Here is a 16,561-nt window from a genome sequence, read left to right as displayed (position 1 = left end):
CGGTTGTGCCTCGCGGGCGACGGCCCGCGAGAGTTCATCGGCAGATCGGCTACAGGCCCTGCCAGTCCGGCTTGGACGCGTACGTCTGGCGGTAGTAGTCCCCGAGCTGCAGGCGCGAGGCCGCCGCGTCGTCGACCAGCACCGTCGCGTGCGGGTGCATCTGCATGATCGTCGCGGGCCACAGCGCCGAGATCGGGCCCTCCACGAGCTGGTGCACCGCCTCCGCCTTGCCCTTGCCCGTCGCCAGCAGCACCAGGTGCCGCGCCGACATGATCGTCGCGAGCCCCTGCGTCAGGCAGTGCCGCGGCACCCGGTCCACGTCGTCGCCGAAGAACCGCGCGTTGTCCTCACGCGTCTGCGCCGTCAACGTCTTGATCCGCGTGCGCGACGCCAGGCTCGACCCCGGCTCGTTGAACGCGATGTGCCCGTCCGTCCCGATCCCCAGGATCTGCAGGTCCACACCCCCGGCCCCCGCGATCGACTCCTCGTACGCCGCGCACGCCGCGACCAGGTCCTCGGCGTTCCCGTCCGGGCCCTGCACCGCGCCCGGGGCGAAGTCCACCCGCGAGGCGATCTCCGTCTCGATCACGTTCCGGTACCGCTCGGGGTGCTCCGCGGGCAGGCCCACGTACTCGTCGAGCATGAACGCCCGCACGCCCGCGAACGACAACCCGTCCTCACGGTGACGGCGCGCCAGCTCGTCGTACACCTTCAGCGGCGAGGAACCCGTCGCCAGCCCCAGCACCGCCTCCGGCCGCGACCGCACCACCTCCTCGATCGCGTCCGCAGCCAGCACCGCCAACCGCTCCGCAGGAGCGATCACGACCTCCATCACTTCACCTTTCGACGGCCGACGAGGGCAGCGCCCACCGCGGCGACGGGTACGTCCGCCGGAGCGAGCGAGACCCGCTCGGCGAGACGCAACGAGGACAGGAACGGGGACGTGCTCGACTGCGCGTCGAGCGCGGCGCGCACGGCGTCGAGGAGCGGCTGCCCCAGGGCGGACACACCGCCGCCGAGGACGACGTGCCGGACGTCGACCGTGAGCTCCAGGATCCGCACCGCGGAGGCGACGGCGGACGCGAACTCGTCCTTGATCCGGATCGCCTCCGGGTCGCCCGCGGCGGCCGCCTCGAACAGCTCCGCGGGAGCGGGCCGGCCGTGGCGCGACGGCCACCGGGCGGACACCGCGGAGCCGGAGGCGTAGACCTCGACGCACCCGCGCTGGCCGCACGCGCACTCGGGACCGTGCGGGTCGATCGGGATGTGACCGATCTCCCCTGCCGCACCGCTCACACCCCGGCGCAGCTCGCCACCGAGCACGATCCCGGCGGCGAGGCCGGTGCCCAGCGCGAGGAACGCGAGGTCCGACCCGTCGTCTCCGCGCAGGTGCGAGGCACCGAGCGCGGCGACGTTGAGGTCGTTGTCGACCTGGACCGGGAGACCGCCGAGCTCCGCCGACAGCGCCTCGGCGAGCGCGAAGCGCCCGCCCTCGATGCCGAGGTTGACGGCGTGCATGACCGAGCCGTCCTCCGGGTCCACCAGCCCCGGCACGCCGACGCCGACACCGTCCACCTCCGCGAGCTCCGCACCCGCGCGTCGCACCACCTCGCGGACGGCTCGGGCCGCGCTGGACACGACGCCCTGCGGCCCGCGCACCGTCGGCAGGCGCAGGGTCTCCCGCGCGACGCCGTCAGGCCCGAGGAACGCGGCGAGCACCTTGGTCCCGCCGATGTCGAGACCGACCGCGGTCCCGGCACCCGGGGAGTCGCACCGCGGCGCGCCAGCGGGACCGGGGCGTCCGGCCAGGGCTGCGGCTGCCTCGCCGTTCAGCGAGGCAGCCGTGCTCAGGTCGCTCACGTCAGCCCTTCACCGCACCCGAGACGAGGCCACCGGTCATCCGACCCTGGACGATGAGGAAGAACACCACCGCCGGGATCGCGATGAGCACCGACCCCGCCATGAGAGCACCCCAGTTGGTCGCCTGAGTGGCCTGCTGGAACGTCCGCAGCCACACCGGCAGAGTCATCGACTCGGGGCGCTGCATGATGATGAGCGCCATGACGAACTCGTTCCAGGCCTGGATGAACGCGAAGACGCCGGTGGCGACGAGGCCCGGAGCGAGGAGCGGGAAGGTGATCTTCCAGAACGCCTTGCCGCGCGAGCAGCCGTCGATCATGGCCGCCTCCTCGAGGTCGGCGGGGACGCCGTTGACGAATCCTCGCAGCGTCCAGATCGTGAAGGGCAGGACGCCGGACACGTACACGATGCCCAGGCCGACGATCGTGTTGAGCATCTGCCAGTTGTCGATGATCCGGAAGATCGAGATCATCATGGCCTCGCCCGGGATCATCTGGACCACGAGGATCGCGAGGATGAACGTGCGACGCCCCTTGAAGCGGAACCTGGTCACCGCGAGCGAGGCGAGGAACCCGAGCACCATCGCGATGACCAGCGTGAAGAACGTCACCGTGAGCGAGTTGCCCATCGCGGGGACGAACGGCGCTCGCGAGTCGTCGGTGACCGCCGTCACGTAGTTGTTCAGCGTGAAGACGTCCGGTGTCGGGAAGAACTTGAGGTCCGTACCCCGCACGAGGCTCGACGGCAGGAACGAGGTGTTGATCATCCAGTAGACCGGGAAGACCGACGAGACGAAGACGATGATCGCCAGGATGGCGTAGCCGACGTTGGCGGCCTTCTTGCGCTGCTTCTCACGGCTCACGCGAGGCGCGGAGCCGCCCGCGGCGGAGGCGTGTCGGACAGTGGTCCGTGGTGTGGTCTGGATGGTGCTCACAGTTCTTCCTCCCGGACCGTCTGGCGCACGTAGTAGAACGAGATGCCGAGCATGATGAACACGAAGATCACCGAGATGGCGCCCGCGAGACCGTAGTGCCCCTGGGCCATGCCCATCTGGTAGATGTACACGCCGATGGTGTTCGTCTTGTCGCGGTCACCCCCCACGCCCTGCAGGGCGTAGATCTGCGTGAAGACGCGCAGGTCCCAGATGATCGACAGCACGATGAGCACCGTGATGATGCTGCGCACGTACGGGATCATGATGAGCCGGAAGCGCTGGACCGGACCCGCTCCGTCGAGCTGCGCGGCCTCGAGCACCTCGCCGGGGATCTGCGTCAGTCCCGCGTACATGGTGAACGCGACGAAGGGGACGGCGCCCCAGACGATGATGAGCGTGGCGATGAGGAAGAACTGGAGCGGGTTGAGGAGCCACGAGTGGCCCATCCAGTTGTCCCCCGTGATCGTCGTCAGGAGGTTGTTGATCACGCCGTACTGGGTGTCGAAGATCCAGCCCCAGACGATGGTCGCGGCGAGCGCCGGCATGGCCCACGCGAGCAGCAGCCCGACCGAGACCAGCAGACGGAAGCCCTTGCCGAGGCGCATCATGAGCAGGGCGATGAGCGTGCCGAGCACCATGGTCAGGACGACACAGGCGACCATGAAGAGGAAGCTGCGCAGCAGCACGGTCCAGAAGCCGTCCACGTCGGTGAGGACCTGGACGTAGTTGTCGAAGCCGACCCACTCGGCGGGCTGGCCCATGAGCTGCGCCCGCTCGTACTTCTGGAACGACATGATGACGAGCCGCACGAGCGGGTATCCCACGAGGACGCCGAGCACGACGAGGCTGGGGACGAGCAGCGTCCAGGGCAGGATCGGCGGACGCCGCTTCTTGGGGGGTCGCACCGGCGCGCCGGGACGCTCGGTGCGTGGTTCGAGGGTGGTTGAGCTCATTTCCTCACTCCGTCAGAGGTGCGCGGTGGTGCGCAGGCGACGTGCCGACGGCCCGTCATGGGAAGGGGTGGGGACTCCTCAGGAAGGAGACCCCACCCCTGACGGCTCGAGCCTCCGGTGATGCCCGGCCTGCGCCGGGCATCACCGGACGGGCTCAGCTGTTGAGGATCTCCTCGATCTTCGCGTCGAGCTCCTTGGCGACGGTCTCGACGTCGTCACCGTTCGCGATCTTGGTGAAGGCGCTCTGGAGCACGTTCTGCGCCTCGACGTCGGCCCACTTCGGGGACGCCGGGGTCAGGCGCGCGTTCTGCGCGGCCGCGACGCCCGCCTGGGCGATCGGGTCCTCCTGCGGCACCTCGCTCGCGAGCGACTTCTTCGCCGGGATCATGTTCGCCTGGGCGAGGATCGTCTGGTACTCGTCGCTCATCATGATCTCGAACGCCTTGTACGCGAGCTCCGGGTTGTTCGACTTCTGCGCCACGGCGATGTTCGAGCCACCGGCGAACACGGCAGCCGGCTCACCCGCGGTCTTGCCCGGCAGCGGGAACGCCGCGAGGTCCGAGCCGTAGGTCTCGAGGCAGCCCGGGGTCTGCGCGGGGTCCTCAGGGGTCTGCGAGGTCTTGATGGTCCCGGCGATCCAGGTCGGGGCCGACACGTACGCGACGGTGCCCTCGCAGAACGGCACCTGGAGGTCGGTCTCCTGACCGTCCTTCGGAGCGTGCGACGCGTTGGTCATGAGGTCCTGGACCTGCGCGAGGCCGGCGAGGCCGCCCTCGCTCGAGAAGCCCGCCTCCCACTCGCCCGCGTCGTTCTGCTCGGCGATGAAGCCACCGTTCTCCCAGACGAACGGGAGAGCGTTGTACCAGTCCTGGCCGGGCCAGTACACACCCGACACCGTGTCCGTGTACATCGCCTTCGCGTTGGCGACGTACTCGTCGAGCGTCGTCGGGACGGCCGTGGCCCCGGTGACCTGCGGCGTGTAGAACACCGCACGCGAGCCCGCGTAGTACGGCAGGGCGTAGTGCTTCTCGTCCCAGTCGCCGGCCTCGACGAAGCCGGGGAGCAGGTCGTCGCCGCCGAGCGACTCGAACTCCTCCGCCGTGATCTCACGGAAGAAGCCCGCGGACGTGAACGCCGGGGACTGCGTGTTGCCGACCTCGACGACGTCCGGGCTGTCCGACCCGGAGAGCGACGTGGTGAGCTTGTCGACGAGGCCGGTCCAGGACTGCTCCTCGATCGTGAGGGTGCTGCCCGGGTTCTCCTCCTCGAACGTCGTCTTGAGGTACTCGCGCGCGGCGTCGGGCGTGTCCGAGCCGTTGAGCCAGACGCGGATGTCGCCGGTCGTGGCCTCGGTCTCGCCGGAGCCGTTGTCGTCGCTCCCGCCGCCGGAGCTGCAGGCGGTCAGCGCGAGCGCCAGGGTGATCGTCGACGCCACGGAGGCGACGACGAGACGGTTCCTCTTCACTGGGTGCTTCCTCTCGGTGTTTCTTGGTGGCGGCGTCGGTGACGCCACCGGAGGTGTGGCAGGAGTCCTGCGTAATCGAGCACGTGCAGGGGTACTGCGTTCCTGGGGATGCTGCTCTGGGGTTCCCAGGAGGTCTGAGGGGCAGGGTCGGGACCCGGCCCCGGTCGGGCGGTGGAGGTCAGTCCGAGCGTCGTCGGCTCAGGAGACCCCCAGCTGTCCGGACAGGACGAGGACGGCCGCCCCAGCAAGGACGACGTCTTCGTCGAGCGTGGCCATCCGCACCTGGAGCCCGCTGCCGATGACCGGCATCGTGCGGGAGCGGATGGTCTCGAACGCCGCCTCGCGCAGGGGCCCGTCGAGCAGGTCCGCAGGACCGCTGACGAGCACCTCCGCGAGGTTGAGCGCACTGACGACAGGTGCCAGAGCGATGCCCAGCGTCCTGCCCACCGACGCCAGGACGGCGTCGGAAGCCTCGGTGTCGAGCCCGTCCACCGCGCGGCGCAACGCCGGCACGGACAGGACGGTCTCCAGGCAGCCGCGGCGCCCGCAGGCGCACGGCTCGCCGTCGTCGACGACGGTCACGTGACCCAGCTCGCCGGCCGCGTCCGCGTGCCCGCGCACCCGTGCGCCGTCGACCATGATCCCGGCGCCCACGCCCTCGCCCACGGTGAGGACGAGGAGCCCGTCGCCGGCCGCGCCGCCGAACGTGAACTCGCCGAGCGCGGCGATGTTCGCGTCGTTGGCCACGTGGACCGCGAGACCGAGCCGCTCGGTGAGCTGCGCGGCGAGCGGGACGTCGTACCAGCGCCGGTTGGGCGCCTCGATGACGCGGCCCTCGGCGTCGACGACGCCGGGCGACCCGATCCCCACGCCGATGACCGGCTGGGTGGCGGACGCGATGAGGCCGCGGCAGAAGCGCGTGAGGAGGTCGACCAGCTCGGTCCCGGTGCGTCCGTCGACCGCCAGGCTCTGCCGGACGACGAAGTCGCCGGTGAGCGTGAGGACGGCGCCGCGCAGGACCTCGTCGTCGGTGAGGTCCACGGAGACGATCTGGTAGGCGCTCGTGCGCATCCCGACGAGGATCGCGGGCTTGCCGACGCGCTGGCCCGGGCGGACGCCGAGCTCCTCGACCAGGCCCTCCGCGATGAGCACGGAGACGAGGTCGGAGATGGTCACGCGGGTGAGGGACGTGGCGCGCGCCAGGTCGGCGCGCGAGGTGGGTCCCTCGTGGAACAGGTGCTGCAGCACGAGGGACCGGTTGTGGGCCCGAGCGTGCTCGGGCAGCACCTTCGAGGTCGGCCTGAGCCCTGTGCTCAGACGCCTCCTCGGTGCTCCGGTCCCGGTGACTGCCGTTGTCATGTTTGTTAGTAGACTGCCTTTACTAAGTGGCTGTCAACTTCCTCGCGGCTTCGTGACCGAAATGTTGCCGATCGGCCCTCGCCGCGGGACCTGGGTCCTGGCCACAGACGGCCCGTGGGCCCGCCAGCGCCCCTCAGACCGCCGCCCCGCCTGCCCAGCCCCGCGCACCGGGGTGCTCCACCGATCGTGATGCGACGACGACCGCCTGCTCGAGCGCGGACCGCCACGACGCCCCGCGCGCCACCCCCGCCGCGAACGCCCCGTGGACCACGTCCCCCGCCCCGAGGGTGTCGACGACGCGCTCCGGCTCGGGAACCGCGACGTCGTACCGCTCCCCCGCGTCGAGCACCTCGACGGGACGCGGACCGCGCGTGCGAGCGACGAACCGCGGTCCGAGCGCGGCGACCGCGGCGAGCACGTCACCCGCCCCGAGTCCCGGCGGCCGGAAGTCCGCCGACACGACGACCGCGTCGCACAGCCCGATCATCTCGACGGCGTCGGGCTTCCAGGACCCGCCGTCGAGCACGACGCGCGCGCCTCGCTCGCGCGCCCCGCGCGCGAGCGTGAGCGCGAGGCCCGGCAGGTGCCCGTCCAGCAGCAGGACGTCGCCCGGCCCGACGCCGTCGAGGAGCCCGGAGCCGCCCGCCACCGCGCGGGCCGCGAGGTCGCCGAACCCGGACGCGTTGGTGCTCACGACGGCTCGTTCACCGGTGGCCCGCGTGACGAGCACGGTCGAGACGGCGAGGCGTCCGCCGCTCGTCCCGGCCGCGGCATCGACGAGACCGACCCCGCAGTCCGCGAGCTCGCGACGCACGACCTCCGCGAGCGGCCCGTCCCCGACCGCGGTGACGAACCGCGTGGGCACGCCCAGCACGGCGGCGGTCGCCGCGGCGTTGGCGGCTGGCCCCCCGAAGGTGGCCGAGACGGACCGTGCGACGACCTTCTCGTCGGGACGGGGCAGCGCGTCGACGACCTGGACGACGTCGAGGGTCACGAGACCGCAGCACACGAGCACGCGACCATCCTGCCGTGCCACGTCCCGGGACCGCGCCGCCGTCCACGGTCCGAGGTGTCGCGCTGCGGTTGGATCACGACCAGTTCACAAGACGGTCACGATGTCGCGCCCGGTGTCCGGTTCGCACGCTTGGCCCCCTACCCTCGCAGCATGCGGACCACTCGCCCCTTCGCCGTCGTCGCGGCGCTCCTGCTCGGCGGCGCTCTCCTCGCGGGCTGCTCCGCCTCCTCGGGCGACATGGCGGCCCTCTCCGTGGACGACGGCGGCGCGGGCTCGGAGGTCGCGGGCGGCGGCGCGGCGGACGCCCCCGAGGACGTGGCCTCGGGGATCGCCCCGGGAGACGAGGACGCCGTCGCCGCGGCGGAGCGGGAGATCGTCACCACCGGGTCGGTCACGGTCGTGGCCGACGACCCGTCGGCCGCAGCCGACGCGGTCGCCGACCTCGCGGAGAGCGCGGGCGGGCGGGTCGAGAGCCGGCGGCAGTCGGAGCCCGAGGGCGACACGCTGGCGTCCGCCGAGCTGACGATCCGGGTGCCGGCGGCACAGACGACCGCCACCGTCGACGCCCTCGACCAGGTGGGCGAGGTGCGCGACCTGTCGATCGAGGCCGTCGACGTCACGGGGACCGCGCGCGACCTCGATGCCCGCGTCGACGCCCTGACGACCTCGGTCGAACGGCTGCGCACGCTCATGGGCGACGCCGCCACGACCGCCGACCTGCTCGCCGCGGAGCAGGAGCTGACGAGCCGCCAGGCCGAGCTGGAGTCGCTGCAGGCGCAGCGCGCCGCGCTCACGGACCAGGTCTCGATGTCGACCCTGCACGTCACGGTCGTGCAGGTCGTGCCGACCGAGCAGCTCGCGCCCGGCGGCTTCCTCGGGGGTCTGCAGAACGGCTGGAACGCCCTGCTCGCCACGCTCAACGGGCTCGTCGTCGTCCTCGGCGCCCTGCTGCCGTGGCTCGTGGTCGCCGGGGTCGTGCTGCTCGTCGTGCGTTGGGTCCTGCGCCGGTTCCGACGGCGAGCCCAGGACGGAGGCACCCCTCCGGGGGAGACCGACCGCCCGGGTCCGGACGACGACCCCGACGCCCCGGCCGCGAGCCGCGGGCCGCTCGTCGGTGCGTCCACCCATGACTGAGTCGACGCACACCGAGACCCCGCCGACCGGGCGGGTCGCACGCCTCTGGCTCGACACGGACGACGGAGAGCCGCGACCGGTCGGGCACCTCGTGACGCGCGTGTGCACGCACTGGGACACGGTCGGCCCGCAAGCCTTCCCGCGGCACGTGAACCCCGAGCCGCGCGTGCAGTGGCGCGCCCACCTCGACGACGCCGACCCGGCCCTGGCCGAGGACCTGTACAGCGACGACCCCGAGGCACCGCCGCTCCCCCGCGAGGACGGCGACGACCTCGTCGTGCGGGGGCGGCGGCTGCGGGTCGAGTGGCTCGACGGCGCGGAGGCGGCCGACGCCTGGGCGCAGCACGGGTGGTGACGGGCGCCCACGACCGACCGCACCACCTGCCGGGACGACGACGGCCCGCACCCTCGAGGGGTGCGGGCCGTTGCCGCAGGGGTGGAGGTGCGGGGAATCGAACCCCGGTCCGGTGACGCCGATCGAGGACTTCTCCGGGCGCAGTCTGCTGTCGTTTTTCTCGGCCCCCGCACTCACGCAGACAAGATGCGGACGGGCTCAGTCACCTGAAAGTCCCCGCAGCCCCGATGACGAGGACTACGAGCAGTGGCTCTCTAGATGACGTCAGGATCCGAGTCGAGAGCTAGCTCGGGCTGACGGACTTCGGGGCTCGCTCAGGCGGCGAGGGCGAAGTCGGTGCGCTTGTTATCGGCACCTGTGGTTTGCAGACATCGTTAACGAGATAAGCCTGCATCCTCGGCCCGCTTCTCCTCGAAGCACGACCACCGTCGAAACCGATCACCCCCTGTGGAGTTGTCAATCACTGCGCGGCTCCCGGGCGGACCCGGTCCTCGCTCAGCAGGACAAGCCTACGGGATGAACGCCGGCCGCTGCACCGATATTTCCGCGCGGCCGGACGCCGCCGGACGCGCGCCTACTTCTTGCGGCTCAGCGCGTCCACCAGCAGACCGCCCGCGATCCCGAGGAGGAACACGTCCTTCGCGAGCCCGGTGCCCTGCTCGGTCGGCCGCACGCCGTCCTCGCGCGTCATGCCGGGGGTCTTCAGGTACATGCCCACGAGCCCGGCCGAGAAGACGCCCAGGCCCACGGCCACGAGCCCGGTCGGGACGAACGGCACGACCAGGGCCGCGCCGAGCGCGATCTCCGTGGTCGAGAGCGCCTTCGTGAACTGCTTCGGCTCGACGTCCCCGAGGAACGAGTACGTCCCCGCCGCCATGCCGTGGATCCCCTGCGCGGTCGCCTCGTCCGCGCCGCGCTTGTTCAGTCCGGAGTTGAGGATGTACGCGCCCGCCGCGAGGCGCGGGATGTACTGGCGGAGCTTGACCATGGGGCCTCCTGGTTCGTGGTGGACGTCTCGCCCTCGACCGTACGTCGAGGGCGACGCCGCCACCAGCGGGTGGGACCGCCGTCGGCCCCGACCTGCCAGGGTCAGCGCAGCTCGCGCTGCCGCATCGCGCGCTGCGCCTCGCGGTTGTCCTGCTTCTCGCGCAGGGCCTGCCGCTTGTCGTACTCCTTCTTGCCGCGCGCCAGGGCGATCTCGACCTTGGCCCGACCGTCGAGGAAGTACAGGGCGAGGGGCACGATCGTGTGGCCCTTCTCGCGCGTCTTGGACTCGAGGCGCAGGATCTCCTCCTTGTGCAGGAGCAGCTTGCGCTTGCGCCGCGGGGCGTGGTTGTTCCACGTCCCCTCGGTGTACTCGGGGATGTGGACGTTCTCGAGCCACGCCTCGCCGCGGTCCACGGCGACGTAACCGTCGACGAGCGAGGCCCGCCCCATCCGCAGCGCCTTGACCTCGGTGCCCGACAGGACGATCCCCGCCTCGTACACGTCCTCGATCACGTAGTCGTGGCGTGCCTTGCGGTTGCTGGCGACGACCTTGCGGCCGGTGTCCTTCGCCATCCGTGTCCTACCGTCCTTCGCTGTCGTGTCGTCGCCGGCGCACCAGCGTACGGGTGCCCGACGACGCCCGGTACCGATTATCCCCCGCGGCGGGACGGCGCGGGCCAGGCCGCGGTGCGCGACCCGCCCGCGCTCGGGGACGTGGGTCAGCGCAGGACCGACATCGGGTCGATGGTGGAACCGTTGACGTACACCTCGAAGTGGAGGTGGCACGCCCCCGACAGCCCGGTGTTGCCCGAGTAGCCGATGACGTCCCCCTTGTTGACCGACTGGCCGGAGGACACCGCGAAGCGCGTGAGGTGGTTGTAGCTCGTCATGAGGTTCGACCCGCCGACGGTCCCGTGGTTGATCAGGACCTGGTTGCCGAACCCGTTGCGCCACTGCGCGTGGACGACCGTCCCCGGCCCCGCGGCCATGATCGGGGTCCCGCAGTAGGCGCGCAGGTCGGTCCCGGCGTGCAGGCGGTAGTACCCGAGGATCGGGTGCAGCCGCATCCCGTAGCTCGACGTCACGTACGGCACGGCGGTCGGGAACGACAGGAAGCTCGAGATGCTCCCGCGGTCGCCCCCCGACGAGGACCCGCCGCCACCGCCACCGCCGGACGACCCACCACCGCCGCCGGACGGCTGCTGCTGCTGGCGCCGCGCCTCCTCCTCCGCGGCCTTCCGGTCGCGTTCCGCCTGCTCGGCGATGATCCCCTTGATCTCCTGCTGCAGCGACTGCTGGGCGGCCTCGTTCTCGGCGACCTTCGCCTCGGCCGCGGCCTTGCGCTCCTCGATCGTCGCCTTCTTCGCCTGCTGGTCGACGATGAGCTGCTCGACCTCGGCCTTGCGGTCCGCCGCCGCCTTGCGCGCGGCCTCGGCGGCGACGACGTTCTCGTCCGCCTGCTTCTTCAGGTCGGCGACCGTCTCCCGCACCGCCTGCAGGCGCGCCTCGCGGTTGCGGGCCACGGACTCGGCCTCGAGGAGGTCCTGGAGGGACCGGGACTGGCTGCGTGCCGCCGTCGACGAGACCGCGTACTCCTCGATGAACTCCTCGGTGCTCTGCGCACCCGTGACGATGCCCAGGCTCGAGACGTCACCCTGGCCGCGGTACGCCTGGCGCGCCATCTCCGCGATGCTGGACTTCGCGTCGGCGACGTCGGTCGCGCCGCGCTCGATCTCGGCGCTGATCGCGGCCTCCTGCCCGAGCGCGTCCTCGAGCCGTTGCGCGAGCAGCTCCGCCTCACGCTGGGTCCGCTCCACCTCGGCCTCCGCGGCGTCCAGCTCGGCCTGCGCGACCGGCAGGCGCGCCTCGATCGCCTGGAGGTCGACGACCGCCTGCGCGAGCTCGGCGTCGGTGTCCTCGAGCTCGGACTGGAGCTGCTCGCGGCCGCCGAGGATCTCGGACTGACGGCGTTCCGCGGCGGCGCGCCGGTCGTCGATGTCGTCGGCGGACGCCGACGCGACGCTCCCCACGAGGAGCATCGTCGTGGCGATCAGGGCCGCGGTCGCGCGGCGGAGGTCCCGGGTCATCTCACACCCTCGTGTGCCGGTTGAGCGTGACGACCGAGGAGACGGCCGCCAGCAGGAACGCGATGCCGACGAGGACCGGCGCGATGCGCAGCACGTCCGACTCGTCGACGTAGGCCACCCACGTCACGGACTGCGACAACCAGTCGGTGACGAGGTACTTCACCCCCACCCAGAGCCCGCCGACCGCGAGGAGCGCGCCGAGCACGGCCGCGATCGCCCCCTCGAGGAGGAACGGGAGCTGGATGAACAGGTTCGACGCACCGACGAGGCGCATGATGCCGGTCTCCCGGCGCCGGCTCAGCGCGGACAGCCGGATCGTCGTCGTGATGAGCAGCACCGCGGCGAGGAGCATGACCGCTGCGAGGCCGGCGGCGAGGAGCGACGCGCGGTTGAGCGCGAGGAACAGCGAGTCGAAGATGCGGCGCTGGTCCTCCACGACCTCGACGCCCGGGCGTCCGGTGACGACGTCGTTGACGACCTCGTAGTTCTCCGGGTTCGTGAGCTTGAGGCGGAAGGACGCCTGCATGTCGTCCACGGTGAGCTGCGTGCCGAGGTAGCCGTCCGGGTACCGCTCCTGGAACGCCGCGAACGCGTCGTCCTTGGACTCGAAGTAGACCGTCTGGATCTCGTCGGCGAGCTCGTTCTCGAAGACGTCCTCGAGAGCCGCGATCTGGTCCGGGGTCGCCTCGCCCGCGGCACACGTCGGCGACGGCGAGCCGGTCGGGCACAGGAAGACGGAGACCTCGACCTTGTCGTACCAGTCGTCCTTGAGCTTGCCGATCTGCGCCTGCAGCAGCATGGACGCCCCGACGAACGTCAACGAGACGAACGTGACGAGGATGACCGAGACCGTCATCGAGACGTTGCGGCGCAGGCCCTGGCCGAGCTCCGCGAGGATGAACTGGAGTCGCACGCCGATCACTCCCCCGCCGCTGCCTCGACGTGGCGACGCACCGAGCGTCGCGACGGCGGCTCGGCCGGCTCCTCGTCGACGGCCTGCGCCCCGCGGACCGGGTCGTGGTGCGCGCGCGGGACGATCGTCGTCGGCGCGGACTCCGGCGTCCCGTCCGGCGCCGGCTGGGCGCCGGGGGCGTGCCGGTCAGGGTCCGGGATGACCTGCCCCCGCGCCCCGTAGGCGCCGTGCGCCTGGTCGCGCACGAGCGTGCCGGTCTCGAGCTCGATGACCCGGCGCCGCATCTGGTTGACGATCTCCTCGTCGTGCGTCGCCATGACGACGGTGGTCCCGGTCCGGTTGATGCGGTCGAGCAGGCGCATAATCCCGAGCGACGTGGTGGGGTCGAGGTTCCCGGTCGGCTCGTCGGCGAGCAGGATGGGCGGCCGGTTCACCATGGCGCGCGCGATGGCGACGCGCTGCTGCTCACCGCCGGAGAGCTCGTGCGGGCGACGCTTCTCCTTGCCCGCGAGGCCCACCATCTCGAGCGTCTCGGGGACGGTGATCGCGATCGTGTGCCGCGGCTTGCCGATGACCTGGAGGGCGAACGCCACGTTCTCGAACACGGTCTTGTTCGGCAGCAGGCGGAAGTCCTGGAAGACGACCCCGATCTGGCGCCGCAGCTTGGGCACGTTCCAGCTCGACAACGACCCGAGGTCCCGCCCGGCGACGAAGACCTTCCCCCGGGTCGGGCGCTCCTCGCGCAGGACGAGGTGCAGGCACGTCGACTTGCCGGAGCCCGACGCGCCGACGAGGAAGACGAACTCGCCGCGGCGGACCTCCATCGACACGTCGTCGACGGCCGGCCTCGCGCCGCGCGCGTAGACCTTGGTGACGTTCTCGAAGCGGATCACAGCGGCACGTTCCTCGGGTCGGGGGTCGATCCGTGGACGAACGAGGTTCGTCGCACGATCCCGAGGGTAGGCACGCGCGCCCGGCCGGGCGGGGCGGACACGCCGCGCCCGGGCGCATCGACCTGTTGCTCGGATCAACCGCCCGGGGCGGGCCCGCGCCGGGTCAGGACTCCTGCTGCGCCCCGCGGCGCCAGCGGATCCCGGCCTCGATGAAGTCGTCGATGTCGCCGTCGAACACCGCCGACGGGTTGCCGACCTCGTGCTCCGTGCGCAGGTCCTTGACCATCTGGTAGGGCTGCAGCACGTAGGAGCGCATCTGGTCCCCCCAGCTCGCCTTGATGTCGCCCGCGAGCTCCTTCTTCTTCGCGTTCTCCTCCTCCTGGCGCACGAGCAGCAGGCGGGACTGGAGGACGCGCAGCGCGGCCGCACGGTTCTGGATCTGCGACTTCTCGTTCTGCATCGACACGACGATGCCGGTCGGGATGTGCGTCATGCGCACCGCGGAGTCCGTCGTGTTGACGGACTGCCCGCCCGGGCCGGACGAGCGGAACACGTCCACCTTGATCTCCGACTCGGGGATCTCGACGGAGTCCGTCTGCTCGATGAGCGGGATGACCTCGACGGCCGCGAACGACGTCTGCCGACGTCCCTGGTTGTCGAACGGCGAGATGCGCACGAGGCGGTGCGTGCCCGCCTCGACCGACAGGTGGCCGAACGCGTACGGCGCCTTCACCTCGAACGTGGCCGACTTGAGCCCCGCCTCCTCGGCGTAGGACGTGTCGAGCACGGTGGTCGAGTAGCCGTGACGCTCCGCCCAGCGCAGATACATGCGCAGGAGCATCTCCGCGAAGTCGGCCGCGTCCACGCCGCCCGCGCCCGCGCGGATCGTCACGACGGCCTCACGGGCGTCGTACTCGCCCGCGAGGAGCGTGCGGACCTCGAGCTGGTCGAGGTCCTTGCGGATCGCGCCGACCTCGGCCTCCGCCTCGACGAGGGTGTCCTCGTCCTCCATCTCCTGGCCCATCTCGACCAGGGTCTCGACGTCGTCGATGCGCTGCCCGAGCTTCTTCACCCGGTCCAGCTCGGACTGCACCGCGGAGAGCGCCGACGTCACCTTCTGCGCGGCGTCCGGGTCGTCCCACAGGTCGGGGGCCGACGCCTTCTCCGAGAGGTCCGCGATCTTCGCGCGCAGCACCTCCGGGTCGCTCACGCTCTCGATGGACTCGAGCGTGCTGCGCAGCGCCTTGATCTCGGTCGGAAAGTCGATGGTGGCCACGAGGTTCAAGGTTACGCGACGTCCTGCGCGCTCCGCGCCGTCGGGCGGGTCTCCCCTGCCCGACGGCGCGGCCGTGGCTCAGGCCTTCGGCTCGCCCTTCGCGGCGGGCGAGGCCGTGCCCGACGGCGCGGGCTCGCTCCCGGCGGCCTGCTGGCGGCCCTCGTCGCGGGCCTTCGCGAGCATCGCCTCCAGGCGCTGGCGGCGACGACGGCGGTCGTCGCGCACGCCCACGATCAGGACCACGACGATCGCGATCAGGAGGAGCTGCGGCCACGGGACGGCCCAGGTCGTCACGGTGACCGTGACGGGCTCGAGCGGCGCGTCGACCTGGTCGTCCGCGACGGTCGTCGGCGTGACGGTGATCGTCGTGCGGACCGGGCCGAGAGGCCACACGTCGTCGAAGTCGACGCGGCTGCGGAGCGACCCGCCGGGGAGGACCTCGTTGATCGGCTCCGCCGCACCGTCCGCGCTCACCGCACCGAAGAGCGCGGACGTCGCGACGTCCCCCTCGGCACCGAGGCGCACGTTGCCGTCGTTCGCGACGTCGTAGGAGACCGTCAGGTCACCCGCCGCGAACGGGTTCCACGACGGCGCGTAGGAGGCCTTGACGTTCTCGACCACCAGGACGGGCTCGACCTCGCCGGTGACGCGCGTCGTGACCCGGAAGCCGACGCGGGACTCGACCCCCAGGCTGGTGCCTCCCGCGTCGGTCCCCGTGCTCGTGATCGACGCCGCGATGCCCGCCGGGTGGTCACCGGGGGTCGCGTTCTCCGGGACCGTGATCGTGTACGGCACCACGACCGTCTCGTCCGGACCGACCTCGACCGTGTCCTGGACGGTGAACCACGTCCCCGCGTCCGTGGACTCCTGGTCCGACGGCAGCATGTTGAACCGGCCGTTCGCGGTGAGGTACCCGTCGGCGGACTTCAGCGCGAAGGTGGCGGGCACCTTGCCGAAGTTCGTGACCGCCAGATGGTCCTCGACCGTCTGCCCCGGGTCCGCGGTGAAGTCGACCCAGCGCCGCCCGTCAGCGCCGTCGGCGTCCGCGGGAGTGACGCTCCAGGTGATGGTGTCCTCGGTGTCGAACGCGAGGCCGCCCGGCGCCACGCTCGCCGTGGCCGCCGCCGGCAGGACCGGCGCGAGCGCGGCGACGAGCGCTGCGCCGGCGGCCAGGAGCCAGCGCGCGGCACGAGGTCGTGCCGGGGTCGTTCGGGCGTTCAGGTGTGATGCAGGGTTCACGCAGGTGCTCTCTCCGTACGACGACGGGCCGCCCGTCCCACCCGACGCTCGGTCGGACGGGGCGGAGCGGCCCGCCGTGGTCTGCTCGGTT

General features: G+C 71.6%; 16 protein-coding genes and 1 other RNA gene. 2 read left to right on the top strand and 15 right to left on the bottom strand.

The window, feature by feature from the left end; all coding sequences use genetic code 11:
* Positions 1-49: 49 nt before the first annotated feature.
* From nagB to JOE63_RS09180, 7 genes are all read right to left on the bottom strand, one after another.
* Positions 50-832 carry a glucosamine-6-phosphate deaminase gene (gene nagB / locus JOE63_RS09210; RefSeq protein WP_087470544.1) on the bottom strand — a complete coding sequence of 261 codons (783 nt, stop codon included), beginning with the start codon at positions 830-832 and terminating at the stop codon, positions 50-52.
* Positions 832-1,860 carry an ROK family protein gene (locus JOE63_RS09205; protein ID WP_244286105.1) on the bottom strand — a complete coding sequence of 343 codons (1,029 nt, stop codon included), beginning with the start codon at positions 1,858-1,860 and terminating at the stop codon, positions 832-834. The genes nagB and JOE63_RS09205 overlap by 1 nt, the downstream gene beginning before the upstream one ends.
* 1 nt (position 1,861) lies before the next feature.
* On the bottom strand, positions 1,862-2,722 hold the full coding sequence (locus JOE63_RS09200; protein WP_244286104.1) for a carbohydrate ABC transporter permease: 861 nt from the start codon (positions 2,720-2,722) through the stop codon (positions 1,862-1,864).
* A 68-nt stretch (positions 2,723-2,790) separates the two neighbouring features.
* Entirely contained in the window at positions 2,791-3,747 is a 957-nt protein-coding gene (locus JOE63_RS09195; RefSeq protein ID WP_087471612.1) for a carbohydrate ABC transporter permease, read from the bottom strand.
* Positions 3,748-3,901: 154 nt separating this feature from the next.
* Positions 3,902-5,212 (bottom strand): extracellular solute-binding protein, encoded by a 1,311-nt coding sequence (locus JOE63_RS09190; RefSeq protein ID WP_204540834.1) that lies wholly within the window; start codon positions 5,210-5,212, stop codon positions 3,902-3,904.
* A 198-nt stretch (positions 5,213-5,410) separates the two neighbouring features.
* Entirely contained in the window at positions 5,411-6,571 is a 1,161-nt protein-coding gene (locus JOE63_RS09185) for an ROK family transcriptional regulator (protein ID WP_082141568.1), read from the bottom strand.
* 133 nt (positions 6,572-6,704) lie between these two features.
* Positions 6,705-7,580 (bottom strand): PfkB family carbohydrate kinase, encoded by an 876-nt coding sequence (locus tag JOE63_RS09180; protein ID WP_307840307.1) that lies wholly within the window; start codon positions 7,578-7,580, stop codon positions 6,705-6,707.
* 156 nt (positions 7,581-7,736) lie between these two features.
* Between JOE63_RS09180 and JOE63_RS09175 the strand changes: the two genes are divergently transcribed.
* The gene (locus JOE63_RS09175; RefSeq protein WP_204540827.1) at positions 7,737-8,720 is read left to right on the top strand and encodes a DUF4349 domain-containing protein; all 984 of its coding nucleotides are present in this window, start codon (positions 7,737-7,739) and stop codon (positions 8,718-8,720) included.
* Positions 8,713-9,075 carry a hypothetical protein gene (locus JOE63_RS09170; RefSeq protein WP_204540823.1) on the top strand — a complete coding sequence of 121 codons (363 nt, stop codon included), beginning with the start codon at positions 8,713-8,715 and terminating at the stop codon, positions 9,073-9,075. Before JOE63_RS09175 ends, JOE63_RS09170 begins: the two co-directional genes overlap by 8 nt.
* Positions 9,076-9,154: 79 nt before the next feature.
* Here JOE63_RS09170 and ssrA read toward each other — a convergent pair.
* From ssrA to JOE63_RS09130, 8 genes are all read right to left on the bottom strand, one after another.
* Positions 9,155-9,521: a transfer-messenger RNA gene (ssrA, locus tag JOE63_RS09165) on the bottom strand.
* Positions 9,522-9,649: 128 nt separating this feature from the next.
* Positions 9,650-10,063: a hypothetical protein gene (locus JOE63_RS09160; protein ID WP_087471608.1), complete on the bottom strand. Its 414-nt coding sequence runs from the start codon at positions 10,061-10,063 to the stop codon at positions 9,650-9,652.
* A 101-nt stretch (positions 10,064-10,164) separates the two neighbouring features.
* Positions 10,165-10,635, bottom strand: a complete 471-nt coding sequence (gene smpB, locus JOE63_RS09155; protein WP_047234045.1) for an SsrA-binding protein SmpB — start codon at positions 10,633-10,635, stop codon at positions 10,165-10,167.
* Positions 10,636-10,781: 146 nt separating this feature from the next.
* Complete coding sequence (locus tag JOE63_RS09150; protein WP_204540820.1) at positions 10,782-12,149, bottom strand: M23 family metallopeptidase; 1,368 nt, start codon at positions 12,147-12,149, stop codon at positions 10,782-10,784.
* A gap of 1 nt (position 12,150) precedes the next feature.
* Positions 12,151-13,062, bottom strand: coding sequence for a permease-like cell division protein FtsX (ftsX, locus tag JOE63_RS09145; RefSeq protein ID WP_087472873.1), 912 nt, complete (start codon positions 13,060-13,062; stop codon positions 12,151-12,153).
* A 5-nt stretch (positions 13,063-13,067) separates the two neighbouring features.
* A complete protein-coding gene (ftsE, locus tag JOE63_RS09140; RefSeq protein WP_244286102.1) occupies positions 13,068-13,955 on the bottom strand; it encodes a cell division ATP-binding protein FtsE in 888 nt (295 codons plus the stop codon).
* 163 nt (positions 13,956-14,118) lie between these two features.
* Positions 14,119-15,231 carry a peptide chain release factor 2 gene (gene prfB, locus JOE63_RS09135; RefSeq protein WP_087471606.1) on the bottom strand — a complete coding sequence of 371 codons (1,113 nt, stop codon included), beginning with the start codon at positions 15,229-15,231 and terminating at the stop codon, positions 14,119-14,121.
* A gap of 78 nt (positions 15,232-15,309) precedes the next feature.
* The gene (locus tag JOE63_RS09130) at positions 15,310-16,470 is read right to left on the bottom strand and encodes a hypothetical protein (RefSeq protein ID WP_204540816.1); all 1,161 of its coding nucleotides are present in this window, start codon (positions 16,468-16,470) and stop codon (positions 15,310-15,312) included.
* Positions 16,471-16,561: the final 91 nt, after the last annotated feature.

It is taken from the genome of Cellulosimicrobium cellulans, from assembly GCF_016907755.1.
Taxonomy (GTDB): domain Bacteria; phylum Actinomycetota; class Actinomycetes; order Actinomycetales; family Cellulomonadaceae; genus Cellulosimicrobium; species Cellulosimicrobium cellulans_D.
This window is presented reverse-complemented; position numbering and strand designations above follow the sequence as displayed.

Bases quoted from the DNA above. Each gene is read 5' to 3' on its own strand.
- nagB (WP_087470544.1), bottom strand. From the start codon at position 832: ATGGAGGTCGTGATCGCTCCTGCGGAGCGGTTGGCGGTGCTGGCTGCG.
- JOE63_RS09195 (WP_087471612.1), bottom strand. From the start codon at position 3,747: ATGAGCTCAACCACCCTCGAACCACGCACCGAGCGTCCCGGCGCGCCG.
- JOE63_RS09185 (WP_082141568.1), bottom strand. From the start codon at position 6,571: ATGACAACGGCAGTCACCGGGACCGGAGCACCGAGGAGGCGTCTGAGC.
- JOE63_RS09175 (WP_204540827.1), top strand. From the start codon at position 7,737: ATGCGGACCACTCGCCCCTTCGCCGTCGTCGCGGCGCTCCTGCTCGGC.
- JOE63_RS09170 (WP_204540823.1), top strand. From the start codon at position 8,713: ATGACTGAGTCGACGCACACCGAGACCCCGCCGACCGGGCGGGTCGCA.
- JOE63_RS09160 (WP_087471608.1), bottom strand. From the start codon at position 10,063: ATGGTCAAGCTCCGCCAGTACATCCCGCGCCTCGCGGCGGGCGCGTAC.
- smpB (WP_047234045.1), bottom strand. From the start codon at position 10,635: ATGGCGAAGGACACCGGCCGCAAGGTCGTCGCCAGCAACCGCAAGGCA.
- JOE63_RS09150 (WP_204540820.1), bottom strand. From the start codon at position 12,149: ATGACCCGGGACCTCCGCCGCGCGACCGCGGCCCTGATCGCCACGACG.